The sequence below is a fragment of the Paraburkholderia megapolitana genome, assembly GCF_007556815.1.
Lineage (GTDB): Bacteria > Pseudomonadota > Gammaproteobacteria > Burkholderiales > Burkholderiaceae > Paraburkholderia > Paraburkholderia megapolitana.
In genome coordinates, this window is the sequence record NZ_CP041743.1 from 1,384,952 (window position 1) to 1,400,982 (window position 16,031).

Sequence of the window (16,031 nt, forward strand, 5' to 3'; positions counted from 1 at the left end):
TGCATGTTGCATCGATGAGCGCAGTACCGTGCAAATTGCCTCACATTTGCACGACACGAAACTTCCAGGACGTATACTTGCCGCAGTCTGAACTTTCGTATCGCGGCGGGCTTGCCGCCGCATCATCGGCGACCGACAAGCATGGCGAGCCTCAACAAGGCGGCACTCGTTTCTTCCCTGCAGGCCGTTCGCGGCGTGGCAAGCGCGCGGCGTACGCGGCGCATCCTGACCGGCCTGCTGATCTTCCTGGTGCTGTTCGGCCTGTTCGGCTTCTTCGCCGCGCCCCCGCTGATCCGCCACATTGCCGAGCAACAGTTGAGCAAGCAGCTCGACCGGCCGGCCACGATCGGCCGCATCGCACTGAATCCCTACACGCTCAACCTCGAAGCCGATAGCGTTCATATCGGCGAGCGCGGCGGCGCGGGCGACTTCATCGATATCGCACGGCTGATCGTGCGGCCGTCGTGGGCGTCGCTGTTTCGCGCGGCGCCGATCGTCAACGAAGTGCAGCTCGATTCGCCGAGCTTTCACATCATCCGTTACGACGCGCAGCGCTTCAATTTCACCGACCTGATCGAGAAATTCTCGAAGCAGCCGTCCACGCCGAATAGCAAGCCGACGTTGTTCTCGGTATCGAACATCCGGCTCGAAAACGGCCGGATCGATTTCGACGACCGGCTGCTCGGCATGAAGCACGTCATCGACCAGTGGAAGCTCGGCATTCCGTTTATCGCAACGCTGCCGTCCAAGACCGATATTTTCGTGCAGCCGCTGTTGCGCGCGCGGATCGATGGCAGTCCGCTCGCCATCGACGGCAAGACGAAGCCGTTTGCGGCTTCGCGCGAATCGGAAGTGTCGCTGCGCTTCGACGGTCTCGACGTGCCGCGCCTGCTGTCGTATGCGCCGGTCAAGCTGCCGGTCACCGTGCGCACGGGCAAGCTGTCGAGCGATCTGAAACTGAACTTCGTGATGTCCGACGACGCGCCCACGCTGCGCATCTCCGGCACCACCGATCTCGACGACGTCGATGCGGTCGATCAGAACAATGCGCCGTTTGTCTCGCTGCATCAATTGCATGTCGCCGCGGCGACGCTGGAACCGTTGAAGAATATCTATCGCTTCGACGATATCCGTATCGATGCGCCGACCGTCGCGCTTGCCCGCGACAAGGACGGTGTGCTGAGTGTGCAGCGCATGTTCGCACCGGCGCCTGGTGCTGCGACCGCGAGCACAACCACAACGGCAAACGCCGCTGCGCAGAGCGCCAGTGCCGTGCAAGTTGCATCGGCGGCGAGTGCTGCATCGGGCGCCACCGCGCCGACCGAAGCCGAAAAACAGCCGGCTCCCTTCGATCTATCGATCAAGCGCTTCGAACTCACCGGCGGTACCGTCAATTTCCGCGACGACACGCCCGCGCAACCGGTCACGCTCGGCATCACCGATCTGTCGTCGACGCTCGCGGACTTCGCGATGCTCGGCAAATCGCCGGCGCACTACACGCTGGGCGCGTCGCTGAAGGGCGGTGGCTCGGTGACGGCGACCGGCTCGTTCACACTCGCCGCACAGACCGCCGATGCGAAGCTCGACGTGAAGACATTGCCGCTGCCGCTGGTGCAGCCGTACCTCGCCGGCGCGACCGCCGCACGGATCGCCGACGGAACGTTGTCTGCGAGCGTGAACCTCAACACGAACTGGGGCAAGTCGCCGCTCGACCTGAAAGTCAACGACAGCACGCTGACGCTCCAGTCGCTGAAGCTGAACGTGCCCGGCGTGAAAGAGACCGCCATCGGGCTGACGCAGGGAGACGTGAAGATCGACCAGGTCGATCTGGCCGCGCGCAACGCCGCTGTCACGAGCGTCGCTCTGACGGGCCTCGTCGTCAACGCACAGCGTCTGAAGGACGGTCGCATCGATCTCGCAGCGCTGGCCGATTCGCATGCGGCTGCGCCGCGGCGTGCGGCACCGCGCACCGCGCAGCCTGCGACGAAAGAGGCTGCGTGGCACTACAAAATCGGCGAATTGAGCTTGAAGGACGGATCGGCGGAATTCACCGACAACACGACGCCGCGCCCGGTGAAGCTCAGCGTAGCGCCGCTGCAACTGAAGGTGCAGCAGATCAGCGACGACATGAGCCATCCATTGCCGATCGATCTGCAGGCGACGTTGAACCGCAAGGGCACGCTCGGCGTGACCGGCAACGTGACGGCAACTCCGCTGAAGCTCGCGCTGAAAATCAACGCGAACCGGCTCGATGCAGCAGCCTTCGAACCGTATTTCGGCAACAAGCTGAACGCGACTATCGCGAGCGCGCTGCTGAATGCGAACGGCGAAGTGGCGTTGTCGCAGAGCAAGGCACTACAGGTCGAGTATCGCGGCGACGTAGCGCTCGTCGACGTGCGCATGCTCGACAAGGCGACCTCCGATCCATTCGCCGGCTGGCGTTCGCTTGCGCTGGCGAACCTGAAAGCGAATTACAGCGAACGCGGCACCGACGTCGACGCAAGCCGCGTGACGTTTGCCGGTTTCTATGGCCGCGTGCTGCTCGATGCGCAGGGCAAGCTGAACCTGAGCCAGGTGGTCGCGCACGAAACAGGCGAAGCGCAGTCGCTCACACGCGACAAGAACGCAAAGGGTGAAGCGATACCGCTGACACCGCCTGCTGCATCCGAAGCAGTCGCGGCATCGGCGCCGCATCCGGCGTCCGGGCCCGCCCCGACGGTGGTCGCCGCAACGCCGCCGGAGAGTCCGGTGAAACTGCACTTCGGCCAGTTGCTGTTGCAGGATGGCCGCGTCACCTACACCGACAACTTCATCAAGCCGAACTACACGGCGAACCTCGTGAGCATTACCGGCAAGATCGGTGCGTTCGGCACGCAGTCGACCACTTCCGCGCCGGTGGACGTCGCCGCGAAGCTCGCGGCGAACGGTCCGCTGTCGATCCGCGGCTCGGTTAATCCACTGATCGCGAAGCCCGCGCTCGATCTGACCGCGAGTGCGCACGACATCGAACTGACCAATCTCACGCCGTACTCGGCGAAGTACGCGGGCTATCCGATCACGAAGGGCAAGCTGAACGTCGACCTGCACTACCAGCTCGCCAACGACCAGCTGAGCGCGAACAACCACATCTTCATCGATCAGCTGACCTTCGGCGACCACGTCGACAACAGCACCGCGACGAAGCTGCCGGTGCGGCTCGCCATCTCGCTGCTGAAAAACTCGCGTGGCGAAATCGACGTGAATATCCCCGTGTCGGGTTCGTTGTCGAACCCCGAGTTCAGCATCGGTGGGCTGATCTGGCATGCGGTGCTGAACCTGCTCGAGAAGGCGGTGACGGCGCCGTTCTCGCTGATCGCCAACGCATTCGGCGGCGGCAATAGCGAAGAACTCGGCTACGTCGAATTCGATCCGGGTTCGGCGAAGCTGTCCGATGCTTCGACGAAGAAGCTCGACACGATCATCAAGGTGCTCACGGAGAAGTCGTCGATCCGCATCGATCTGATCGGCCGCGTCGATCCGGCCGCTGACGAGCCAGGCTTGCGCACCGCGTATGTCGATCGTCTCGTCAAGCAGCAGAAGATCAAGGACACGGTCGGCAACGGCGAGAGCGTCGACACATCGACGGTGACCGTCGACGCCGCCGACTACGACAAATATCTGACCAAGGCGTACAAGGCCGCGGACTTCAAGAAGCCGCACAACTTCGTCGGCCTGACGAAGTCCCTGCCCGCCGACGAAATGAAGAGCGCCATCGCCGAACATGCGCCGGTCAACGACGCCAGCCTGCGTGAGCTGGCGCAGCAGCGCGCGCAGGCCGTGCAGCAGTATTTCGAAGGCAAGATCGACAGCAGCCGGGTCTTCATCGTTGCACCGAAGCTCGACGCGCAGGGTATCAAGGACAAGGGCGCGCCGACGCGGGTGGACTTCGGTTTGAAATGATGCGCGGCTTGTCACGGTAGTTCACGCCGCCGCGCATCGGAACGACCCAGCACAACAGGACAGCGCATGCCGCCGCTCGACCCGTCGAGACCCGCCGCCCCGGCAGCACCCGCAGCGCCCGCAGCCCGCCTCGCGAGACGTGTGCTCGCGATCATGATGCTGATCTGCATCGCGGGTTGCGGCAAACCGCTGCCCGCGTTGCCCAACGACGCATACGTCTGGCAACGCACGTGGACCCCGACGGTTGCCGCGGCGATCGATGAGAGTCGCGGCCTCGTCGCAAGCTGGCATGTGCTGGCCGCGGAACTCGACGCGCGCGGCCGCTGGGTCGATATGACACCCGATGCGAGTGTGCTTGCTGCGGCGCATGTGCCGGTGGTGGCCGTCGTGCGTTTCGACGGAGCCCTAGGCGATCTCGACGACGCGGCGTCGATCGCGCACATCGCGACGCTGCTCGGCACGTGGCAGCGCGAGGGCATCGCAGTCGCGGGCATCGAAATCGACTACGACTGCGCGACCGCGCGTCTTGCGGGTTATCGACGGTTTCTTGGCGCGTTGCGCGAGCGGCTTGCGACTATGTCGCCCCCCACGCGTCTGTCGATTACCGCGTTACCCACCTGGATGGATAGTCCGGCGCTGGACGACCTGCTCGCGACGAGCGACGAAGCCGTGCTGCAGGTGCATGCCGTGATGAACCCGGTACGAGGGCTCTTCGACGAAGCTCGTGCGCAGACCTGGATGCATGCGTTTGCCCGGCGCACGCATCATCCGTGGCGCGTTGCGCTGCCGACCTATGGCACGCGCGTCACGTGGGGGCCGGACGGACGCGTAACGGGTATCGAGAGCGAGCGCCCTACATTGCAGTCCGACGATCTTGCGCATGAACTCGTGGCAAAGCCCGACGAGATCGGTGCGTTCGCTGCGCGCATCGGGCGCGACCGGCCGGCGGGTCTCGCCGGTATCGTGTGGTTCCGCCTGCCCACCGACGATGACGAACGCGCATGGAGCCTCGTCACGTGGCGCGCGGTGCTCACGCATGCGCCATTGCGAGCCGCGTTGTCGGTGCGTACGCGCGTCGCGGCCGGTTCGGCGGCGGCGGACCTCGTGCTGGTCAACGACGGCACCGCCGATGCATCGCTGCCGTCGCGTATTCGCCTCGACAGGACCTGCGTCGCCGCTGACGGCATCAACGGCTACTCGCTCGATCGCGATGCCCAGAATCTCGTGTTACGTCGCACGCAGGACGGTCTGCTGCGTGCGGGTCGCCAGCGCACCATCGGCTGGATTCGCTGTACTCAACCCACGGTGACTTCACGTGTCGAACCGTAAACCCACCGGCCTGGTCCTGGTTGCGGCGATTGCTGCTGTCGTCGCGGGCACCGCAGCTGTGTTGGCCTGCGGCCCGGATTTCCCGCTGCAACTGCTCGATCATCGCGCCGGCACGCTAAGAAGCACGCCGGCTAATTCGTTTGCCTACGAGGCATCGCATCTGGTTTCGGTGAACGACGCATTGAAGGCTGTGGAGCCGGCTTCCGGTAACGACAGTTCGCCCGATGCGCCCGACAAGACGATTCTCACCGCGGATCAGATGAAGACCGTGCAGGTGATGCGCGCGCTTAACAACGGCGATGCGGCATTCGCGCTCGGTGATGGCGTGCCGGATGCGGTGCGTCTGTACACCGCTGCTGCGGTCGATTACAAGGCGTCGAATGCGGCGGTGCCGTCGTGCGATCTGGATGCAGCAAGCGCAGCGAGCGCGGCAAATGCAGCGAGCGCAACAAACACAGCAGGCACGACAAATGCCGAAAATGCAGCGAGTACAGCAAGCGCCGGCAATCATTCCGCAAGCGCCGCGTCGCATGCCGTCGCGGCGTCGGCACGTTCTTTGACAAAACGTCCAGCCAGTTGCCGCGCTGCCCAGAAGCGCGCGGAAACCGACGCCGCTGCAGCCGCCGTCCGCGCGCAGCAGCGTTTTCAGGCCGTACTCGACCTACCGCACGCGAGCGGCGACCTGCGCGTAGTCTGGGCCGCCTACATGCTCGGCAAGATGCACGCCGACGCGTCGACCGGTGCAGGCAACGACACCGCCGCCGAACGGGCAGCAGCGGTGCAGTCCTTCGCGCTGGCCCGCTCCCGGGCCCGCGACGGCGCACGCGACCCATGGGGACTAGCCGTCGCGAGCTACGGCGAAGAGGCGCGCCTGTATCTGTACTCCAGCGAGACACGATGCGACGACTCCGATTTCGACAACCGGACAGCCTGTGCCGACGGCCTCGCGCCGGCGGACCTGAACCGCGCGATCGCGTTGTACGCCGAACAGGCTGCACGCGGCTCCATGAGCGGGCAGGTGTCGCTGATCGAGATCGCCGGATGGGCGCTTAGTAGTCCGGCGCGCGCGACCCGGTTAATCGACGATCCACTGACGCAGCGGCTGCTGGTCGCCTACGGCCTCGCGCGTCTCGGCGATGTCGTGAAAGACGATCCGGCGAGCACGACCGACTCCTTCGCGATGTTCTCCATCGACGGGCGTCGGGGCTACGCGGATGCGGCCCGCGGCGACAAGGGCGTGCGGGCCAACCCCGTGCTCTCCGCACTCGTCGTAGCGATCCAGAAGCAGGGTATCGAACGGCCCGTGGGCGCGGATCGGCTTGCGGCGCTCGCCTACCGGCTTGGGCGCTACGACTTCGCGCAAACGCTGATCGCACACGACGACAGCGCGCTCGCCAGTTGGGTGCGCGCGAAGCTCGCGCTGCGCAACGGCGATCTGGCGGCGGCCGCGCAAGCTTATGCGCAGGCATCGAAAGCGTTCCCGCCGAACGATGCGAGTCTCGATAGCGATCGTGCGGCGCTCGTCAAGGGCGAGCAGGGCGTGCTAACGCTTGCACGCGGACAGTATGTGGATGCATTGGACCAGCTCTATGCGGCAACGCTGCGCAAGCAGCAGGGCACCGACCTGCCCGATTGGAGCGTCGGCCTGGACGGCAGTGCGATCGGTTATGCGGAAGATGCGGCTTACGTGGCCGAGCGCGTGCTGACCACCGACGAACTGAAGACATGGGTCGATGTGCATGTAGCAGCCAATACACCGGCGGCGTCCGCAACGACTGGTCCCATCAACCTCACGCATGACCAGTACTACGACCAGTGGCTCGCGCAGCATTTGCGGACACCGGGCGACATGCTGCGTACGCTGCTGGCACGGCGCCTCGTGCGCGACGGCCGGATCGACGATGCGTTACCGTACTTTCCGGCGGACAACGATCCGCGCTTCTTCGATATCGACTACCGCAACGACACGTTTATCGTGACCCCATGGCGGGCGCGCACCTGGGCAGCGGCCTATGGTGCCGCGCTGCGCGATGCGCAGCACGCATGGCGCAGTACGACGCGCGCAGAAGCGTGGTTCACGGCCGCCACGCTAGCACGCACACACGGCATGGAGATCATGGGTTACGAGCAGGAGCCAGACTTTGCGACGTTCGAAGGCACCTACAGCGGCGGCGCCGGACGTCGCAGCGCCTGGCTGCCGGCGGCCGATTCGGCTTCCGGAGCTGCCGCACCGCCCCTCGACACCCCAGCGCAGCGCGCCGCCGCCGACCTGCCCGGCCCGTTCGTGACCGATGGTGAACGCCAACGCTATGCATCGAGCGAAGCAAAACCCGACACGCGGTTTCACTACCGCTCGGTTGCCGCCGACGAAGCCCTCAACGCCGCGAACCTGCTGCCGCCGCGGTCCCAGGCGTTCGCTGCGGTGCTATGCCACGGCGCGGCGTTCGTGCGGGACGACGATGACCGCGCGAATGCGATTTACCAGCGCTACGTGAAGGACGGCGCGGTCGTGCCATTCGCCGCGCATTTCGGCCGCGACTGTCCGGCGCCCGATTTCCGCGCAGCGAGCCGCTTTCCGTATGTGCAGGCCTGGCGCACGATGCGCTACTGGGTGCATCGGCATCTGTACGTACCGGTTGTGGTGGTGCTGCTCGGTATCGCGGGCATCGGCTGGTGGTATCGGCGCAACCGGGCGCGCGGGGCGGGTTGAGCATCACGCGCGTGTTTTCACGGCACGTCAGGTAGTGCAGGTTTGCCGGCGGATCGATCGGGTAGCGAGACGCAAGACGAGATGCAAGGCATTCCCGAGGTTTTTCCCCGTATTAGCCGTTGCCTGCGCGGTGTATCCTCCGCACTGACGCCCTCGATAGTTAGAGAAATACTTCCCGGGCGTTGCTTAATTCACCCCACGGTCTTTGAGAGTTATCCGGAACATGGCCAGCACGACATCCATCGGAAGCAACAAGAATCTGCCTGTCATGCTCGGCGGCGGCCGGTTGTCGCTCGGCAACCGCATCGTGCTGAGTTTCGGCGCGTTGTTCGTGCTGTTGCTCGTGATGGCGGCAATTTCCTACAACCGCCTGCGGGCGATCGACGAAGAGGCGCACAGCATCGGCCGCGACTCGGTACCCGGGCTCTATCTGTCGACGTCGCTGCGCGCGGCGGCGAACGTGAGCTACACGATGCTCGAACGGGCGGCGTTCGTCGACGCTACTGCGGACGATGCGAAACGCGACATCGACGGCGTACCCGATGCCCTGCGAAACTTCGACCAGTTGAGCGCCGACTATCAGGCGACCATCTACGACGAACAGGACCGCGAGCAGTTCCGCGCGTTTCGCAGCGCCTACGACCAGTACGTGCCGCTGCTCAACGACGCGGTGCGTATTGCTCAGACATCGAAACCGGCAGCCCAGGCCGCGTTCGTGAAACTCACACCGGTATGGAACGAAGTGATCCGCACGGCGAATGTGCTGGTCAAGCAAAACAGCACACGCGCCGACGAATCGGCGCAACTGATCCGCAGCTCGGTGACCGGCACGCAGATCACGCTCGCCACGGCGCTCGGCATCATCCTGCTGATTTCGCTCGCCACCGGCTACGCGTTACTCAAGGCGGTCACGGTGCCGATGGCGCAACTCGTGAAAGTACATGACCGCATGCGCACCGGCGACCTGACGCAACGGCTCGATTTGCGGCGCGACGACGAGTTCGGTCGCCTGGAGGACGGCTTTAACCGTATGTCCGAAGAACTGGCGAGCCTTGTTTCGCAGGCGCAGAAGTCGTCGTTGCAGGTGACGACCTCGGTGGCGGAGATTGCGGCGACGTCGAAGGAACAGCAGGCGACCGCAAGCGAAACCGCCGCGACCACCACTGAAATCGGCGCGACCTCGCGCGAGATTTTCGCGACCTCGCGCGATCTGCTGCGCACGATGAACGAAGTGTCGAATGTCGCGGAGCAGTCGGCGTCGCTCGCGGGCGAAGGTCATACCGGTCTGTCCAGGATGGAAGAAACGATGCGCAGCGTGATGGAAGCGGCCGGCTCCGTCAACGCGAAGCTGGCGATCCTCAACGAGAAGGCGATCAACATCAACCAGGTCGTCGCGACGATCACCAAGGTCGCGGACCAGACCAACCTGCTGTCGCTGAACGCGGCAATCGAAGCCGAGAAAGCCGGCGAATACGGTCGCGGCTTCGCGGTCGTGGCGACCGAAATTCGCCGGCTCGCCGATCAGACCGCGGTGGCGACATACGACATCGAGCAGACCGTCAAGGACATCCAGTCGGCGGTATCGGCCGGGGTAATGGGCATGGACAAGTTCTCCGAAGAGGTGCGGCGCGGCATGCGCGATGTGCATCAGGTGGGCGGCCAGTTGTCGCAGATCATCACCGAGGTGCAGACACTCGCGCCGCGCTTCCAGATGGTCAACGAAGGCATGCAGACTCAGGCAAGCGGCGCCGAGCAGATTACCCAGGCGCTGTCGCAACTGTCGGAGGCCGCGCAGCAGACGGCCGAGTCGTTGCGCCAGTCTTCGCAGGCCATCGACGATCTGACGCTGGTCGCGAATCAGCTGCGTACCGGCGTGTCGCGTTTCAAGATCGAGGCCTGACTCGAGGCCTGACTCAAGGGCTGACACCCGCACCGGACCGCGCAGGCAATCGCGATGCTCTTTCTCCAGTTCGAACTCGACGGCGAGCGCTACGCACTCGATGCGGCAGCGATCGTTCAGGTGCTCGCCTATACGCAGGCGCGGGCGCTTCCCGGCACGCCTGCATGGATTGCAGGTGTGATCGAGCACGGCGGCGCGCCGGTGCCGGTAATCGACGTGTCGCGGCTGGCGCTTGGCCGTGCGGCGCGTGCGCTGCGCTCCACGCGTCTCGTGCTGGTGCGCTATCGCAGCGGCGTATCGCCGCATCCCGACGAGACCGAACATCTGCTCGGCCTGATCCTCGAGCGTGCGACGCGTACGCAACGCATCGAGCGTGAACGCTTCGCCGACAGCGGTGTCGCAACGCCACATGCGCGCTGGCTCGGCCCCGTTGCAAGCGATGCCGAAGGGCTTGTGCAATGGGTCGATGTCGAACAGATGCTCGACGATGAAACCCGCGCGCTGCTGTTTCCGGCCGCGTCCGCGGTAGCAGTGGCCGCCCGCACGTGATGACGCCCATGACTTTCGCCGATCCACGCTTCGTCAACTGGCTCTCGTCGGAGACGGGCATCGATGCGTCGTCGCTCGGTGTCAACGCGTTCGGTCGCGCGGTGCTCGAACGCGTGCGCGCGACCCAGCACGACGAGCTACCCGAAGACGTCGCACTCGACGCGTACTGGGTCCTGCTGAACATCTCGCCCGAAGAGCGCCAGGCGCTCGTCGAGTCGCTGGTGGTGCCGGAGACCTGGTTTTTCCGCGAGCGCGAGGCGTTTGCCGCGCTCGCACGGCTCGCGCATGAGCGGCTCGCCAGTGCGCCGACGCGTGTGCTGCGCGTATTGAGCGCGCCGTGTTCGAGCGGCGAGGAACCGTATTCGGCGGCGATGGCGTTGCTCGATGCCGGCATCGACCCGACGCGCTTTACCGTCGATGCAGTCGATATCAGTGGCCAGGCAATCGAACGCGCACAGCGCGCGGTGTATGGGCGCAATTCGTTTCGCGGGCACGCGCTCGAATTTCGTGCCCGCCACTTCAACGAAACCGCGGAAGGCTGGCAGTTGCACGAGCGTGTGCAGAGGACCGTGCGATTCACGCAAGGCAATCTGTTTGGGCCTTCGCAGCAGGCCGATATTCGCTACGATTTCATTTTTTGCCGCAACGTGCTGATCTACTTTTACCGCGACGCGCAGGACCGTGCGATCCGTCTGCTCGATGCGCAGCTCGCGGACGGCGGGACGATCTTTGTCGGCCCCGCCGAAACCGGACTGATGATGCGGCATGCGTTGACGTCCGCGCGCATTCCGCTTGCGTTTGCGTTTCAGCGCCTGCCAGCCGATGAGAAAAACCTGTTCGGCGGTGCTACGCGAGCGGACCAGTGGCTTGCGTTGTCTGCGGCTGTTCCTGTGGATGGCGGTGCGGTCCTGCCGGTCGCGCCCATTGCACGGACAACGACGTTGAAGCAGGCCCCCGCACGCTCTACGCCGCCGCCCTTTGCCGCATCGCGTCCGTCGGAGATTGCTGCGCGCCGTGCCGCGACTAAGACCTCTGCGCCGGTTGCATCTGCATCCGCCGTATCTGCTTCGTCTGGGCTTGCCGAAGCCCATCGGCTCGCCGATGCGGGTCTGCTCGACGACGCCGAGCGTCTGGTGCGCACGTTCATCGAAGGTCATCGGCCTGAAGCGGAGGCGTTCTATCTGCTCGGCCTGATCGCCGATGCGCGCGGCGAGCGCACCCAGGCCGTCGATTTCTATCGCAAGGCGCTCTATCTCGCGCCTGCTCACTACGAAGCGCTGACGCATCTTGCCGTGCTGCTCGACGTGAGCGGCGACGCAGCCGGTGCGCAGCAGATGACGCTGCGCGCCCAGCGCGCGATGGCGCGGATGTCGACGCGCGGATCGGGCCGCGCGGACCCATCGTGAGGAACGCATGATTCACGTCGCCACCGACAACGGGCAGACAACGGTACCCGTCGACGATTGCTGGAACCGCATCGGCTCGCGCGGCGATGGCTCGTGCCCGCGTCTTGTCGAGTACGCGCGCTGCCTGAACTGCCCGGTCTTCGAGCGCGGCGCGGCATTGCTGCTCGATCGCCCGCTCGACAACTCACCTGGCCTGCCGCACGCGTCGTATCCGTCCGCGCAGGCTGCATCGTCGGCTTCGCGAGAACACGCCGCCCGTGCGCTCGCCGCTCACGATCTCGCCGACGTCGATCGCGCGTCGCTCGAAGCCGCACTCGTGTTTCGCGTCGCGGACGAATGGCTCGCGCTGCCGGCCGCCGCGTTGCGCCAGGTCGACGAGCCGCGGCCGATCCATTCGTTGCCGCATCGACGCAACCGTGTGGTACTCGGTCTTGTCAACATTCGCGGTGCGCTCACGGTTGCCGCATCGCTTGGCGAGCTGCTGAATCTCGATCGTAACGGCCCGGCGCGGCACGCCAGTCGCACTGTCTATGCGCGCATGCTGGTCGCGACGCATCGTGGCGAACCGGCCGCATTCCCCGTCGATGAAGTGGAAGGCATCGTGCGCTTTGCGACGTCCACGGTGATGCCGGTTCCGACAACGTTTGCGCATGCAACCGCATCGCACGCACGCGGCGTGCTCGCGTGGCGCGATACGACGATCGGTCTGCTCGATACGGCACGCGTTTTCGACTCGCTTGCGAGGAACCTGCGATGAGCAGCACCGACGATCCGGGCCGCCTGTCGTTGCTCGAACTGTTCCGCGAAGAGGCGCAGGTGCAGACGCGCGTGCTTTCCGACGGGTTGCTGCTGCTCGAACATGCACCGACCGATGCTGGCGCGCTCGAAGCCTGTATGCGCGCCGCACATTCGTTGAAGGGCGCGGCGCGTATCGTCGGCTTGCCGGACGGCGTCGATGTCGCGAACATGATGGAGGAATGCTTCGTCGCTGCGCAGCATGGAGAGCTGGTGCTTACCGCACAACATATCGACGAGCTGCTGCGCGGCGCCGACATGCTGCTGCGTATCGGCGAAGCGAACCCCGCAGTGCCGGTCCTGCGCAGCGAAGTGGACGCATGGGTGGCGGGTCTCGCGACGTTCGGCGCCCAACCGGCCGCACCGGTCGGCGTCAGTTTCAGCGAACCCGGCGATGCATCGAGTGCCGACGACGATGCCACGCTGCGCACCGCGCTTGCGCTGCTCAATGCGCATGCGGCTGCACAGCCGGACGCGCGCCTGACCTCGCAGCAGCCTGTCGCATCGTTAGCGGTGCAGCCGCCGCCCGCCCGCGCGGACCACAGGGACGCTAGCGACCAGAGCGCGCCAACTGCCGTCGAGGTACCCCTCGCGCACATCAATCCGACCCGCGATCCGCATCGCATGCTGCGCGTGCGCGCGGACAGCCTCGACCGGTTGCTGAGTCTGTCGGGCGAATCGCTGGTCGAAGCGCGCTGGCTCAAACCGTTCGCCGAATCGATGCTGCGCGTGAAGCGCACGCAACGCGACGCCGCTCGTTCGCTCGATGCGTTCTACGAGACGCTCGCGGAGCGTCTCGATACCGATGCGCTTGCCGCGCTGAACCGGGTACGCGAAACGCTCGGCAACATGCAACAGGTGCTTGGCGCACGCATCGACGAACTCGACCGGTTCGATCGCCGCAGCACCCATCTCGCGCAGCAGCTCTACGACGAAGCGCTGCAATCGCGGATGCGACCGTTCGGCGATGCGGCGCATGCGTATCCGCGTATCGTGCGCGATCTTGCGCGTTCGCTTGGCAAGCGTGTGCGTTTCTCGGTGGTCGGCGAATCGACCCAGGTCGACCGCGACATTCTCGACATGCTCGACGCGCCGCTCGGACATCTGTTGCGCAACGCGCTCGATCACGGTATCGAAACACCCGATGCGCGCACGGCGCACGGCAAGCCCGCCGAGGCGACCGTGACGCTCGAAGCGCGGCATAGTGCGGGCAAGCTGCTGATTTCCGTCAGCGACGACGGCGCCGGCATTGATCTGGACAGTGTGCGGGCGGCGGTCGTGCGCCGTCGTCTCGCCGACGACGACACGGCCGCGCGCCTGACCGATCATGAGTTGCTCGAATTCCTGCTGCTGCCCGGTTTCTCGATGCGCGAGCGCGTCACCGACGTGTCGGGTCGCGGCGTCGGTCTCGATGCCGTCCACGAGATGGTCAAGGCCGTGCGCGGCACGGTGCGTATCCACAACGAACCCGGGCGCGGCGCGCGCTTCGTGCTGCAATTGCCGCTGACGTTGTCGGTGATACGCAGCCTGCTGGTCGAGGTTGGCGGCGAAGCGTATGCGTTTCCGCTTGCGCATGTGCGGCGCACGCTCGAACTCACGCGCAACGACATCGATATGCTCGAAGGGCAGCAACACTTTGCGTTCGAAGGTAAGCCGATTGGTCTCGTCACCGCGCATCAGTTGCTTGGTACGCCCGTGTCGGATGACGCGCGTGCCGGCGTCGCGGTGGTCGTGATCGGCGACGAACGCGAACTGTGCGGCATCGCCGTCGATCGCTTTCTCGGCGAACGCATGCTCGTGGTGCAACCGCTCGATAGCAGGCTCGGCAAGGTCAAGGACATTGCCGCGGGCGCACTGATGGAAAACGGCGAAGCGGTGCTGATCGTCGATGTCGAAGACCTGCTTCGCTCGGTGGACAAGCTCGTGCGCGGCGGCCAGCTCGACAAGGTGCGGCGCGCGCAAGGCGCGACAGTCGAGACACGCAAGCACGTGCTGGTGGTCGAGGATTCGCTGACGGTGCGCGAACTTGAGCGCAAGCTGCTGGAAAAGCGCGGTTATCTGGTGACGGTCGCGGTGGACGGCATGGATGGCTGGAACGCGTTGCGCAATGCGGAGTTCGATCTGGTGGTGACCGATATCGATATGCCGCGCATCGACGGCATCGAACTCGTGACGTTGATCCGGCGCGATGCGGCGCTCAAGTCGCTGCCGGTGATGATCGTGTCGTACAAGGATCGTGAGGAGGATCGTCGTCGCGGGCTCGATGCGGGCGCCGATTACTATCTCGCGAAAGGCAGTTTTCACGACGAGGCGCTGCTTGATGCAGTGCGCGATCTGATCGGAGAAGCCCGTTCATGAACATCGGGATCGTCAACGACTTACCGCTCGCGGTCGAAGCGATACGCCGCGCGATCGCATTACGCCCCGAGCACCGCGTGCTCTGGGTCGCGCCCGACGGTGCCCATGCCGTCGATTTCTGCGCGGCGCAGCCCCCCGACATCGTGCTGATGGATCTCGTGATGCCGGGGTTCGACGGTGTCGAGGCCACACGGCGCATCATGGCGTCGCGCACGCCGTGCGCGATCCTCGTCGTCACGAGCAGCGTCGGCGCGAACGCGTGGCGGGTCTATGAAGCGATGGGCGCGGGCGCACTCGATGCGGTCGACACGCCGACACTCGCCGACCATACGCTGGCCGACAGTTCGCAACAGCTACTCGAGAAGATCGACCAGATTGGCCGGTTGCTGGAACAGCCGGTGGCGCGGCGCACGACGGCTGCCGTGCCGCGTGCAACGGGTAAGGTCTCGACGCTGGTGGCGATCGGCGCATCGGCGGGCGGCCCGACTGCGCTCGCAACCGTGCTCGGCAAATTGCCGGTCGATTTCCGCGCGGGGCTCGTGATCGTGCAGCACGTCGACAAGGCGTTTGCAGAGGGCATGGCGCAATGGCTCGATGGCCAGACGCCGCTGCACGTGCGCGTCGCCCAACTGGGTGACCGGCCGCAGCCTGGCGAGGCGCTGCTGGCGGCGACCAACGATCATCTGAACCTCACGCGCACCGGTACGCTCGATTACGCGCGCGAGCCTGCCGACACGCCGTATCGGCCGTCGGTGGATGTGTTCTTTCACAGCGTGGTCCAGCACTGGCAGGCCAACGCAATTGGCGTGCTGCTTACCGGCATGGGGCGCGACGGCGCGATCGGGTTGAAGGCCATGCGCGCGAAGGGTTACCACACGATCGCCCAGGACGAGGCGACGAGCGCGGTGTTCGGCATGCCGAAAGCCGCGGCCGCGTTGGGTGCGGCGCGCTCGATTCTGCCGCTCGATAAAATAGCGGGCGAACTGCTGGCCTTGGTCAAAAAATCACAATGAGAGAGTAGGACTATCTGAGCATAGCGAGGGGT

The 16,031-nt window shown here is 65.2% G+C and carries 9 protein-coding genes; all 9 read left to right on the forward strand.

All coding sequences use genetic code 11. The features are described from left to right. Nucleotides 1-141: 141 nt before the first annotated feature. Entirely contained in the window at nt 142-3,939 is a 3,798-nt protein-coding gene (locus tag FNZ07_RS05915) for a DUF748 domain-containing protein (protein WP_091012429.1), read from the forward strand. 66 nt (nt 3,940-4,005) lie between these two features. Next, nucleotides 4,006-5,268, forward strand: coding sequence for a DUF3142 domain-containing protein (locus FNZ07_RS05920; RefSeq protein WP_245811488.1), 1,263 nt, complete (start codon nt 4,006-4,008; stop codon nt 5,266-5,268). Continuing rightward, nucleotides 5,255-7,978 carry a hypothetical protein gene (locus tag FNZ07_RS05925; protein WP_091012432.1) on the forward strand — a complete coding sequence of 908 codons (2,724 nt, stop codon included), beginning with the start codon at nt 5,255-5,257 and terminating at the stop codon, nt 7,976-7,978. The genes FNZ07_RS05920 and FNZ07_RS05925 overlap by 14 nt, the downstream gene beginning before the upstream one ends. Nucleotides 7,979-8,201: 223 nt before the next feature. Beyond that, entirely contained in the window at nt 8,202-9,878 is a 1,677-nt protein-coding gene (locus tag FNZ07_RS05930) for a methyl-accepting chemotaxis protein (protein ID WP_091012435.1), read from the forward strand. Between the two features lie 54 nt (nt 9,879-9,932). After that, entirely contained in the window at nt 9,933-10,427 is a 495-nt protein-coding gene (locus FNZ07_RS05935) for a chemotaxis protein CheW (protein ID WP_091012438.1), read from the forward strand. Between the two features lie 8 nt (nt 10,428-10,435). After that, nucleotides 10,436-11,833: a CheR family methyltransferase gene (locus FNZ07_RS05940; protein ID WP_091012879.1), complete on the forward strand. Its 1,398-nt coding sequence runs from the start codon at nt 10,436-10,438 to the stop codon at nt 11,831-11,833. A gap of 7 nt (nt 11,834-11,840) precedes the next feature. Next, a complete protein-coding gene (locus FNZ07_RS05945; RefSeq protein WP_091012441.1) occupies nt 11,841-12,590 on the forward strand; it encodes a chemotaxis protein CheW in 750 nt (249 codons plus the stop codon). Then, nucleotides 12,587-14,986, forward strand: a complete 2,400-nt coding sequence (locus FNZ07_RS05950) for a hybrid sensor histidine kinase/response regulator (RefSeq protein WP_091012443.1) — start codon at nt 12,587-12,589, stop codon at nt 14,984-14,986. The genes FNZ07_RS05945 and FNZ07_RS05950 overlap by 4 nt, the downstream gene beginning before the upstream one ends. After that, a complete protein-coding gene (cheB, locus tag FNZ07_RS05955; RefSeq protein WP_091012445.1) occupies nt 14,983-15,999 on the forward strand; it encodes a chemotaxis response regulator protein-glutamate methylesterase in 1,017 nt (338 codons plus the stop codon). The genes FNZ07_RS05950 and cheB overlap by 4 nt, the downstream gene beginning before the upstream one ends. Nucleotides 16,000-16,031: the final 32 nt, after the last annotated feature.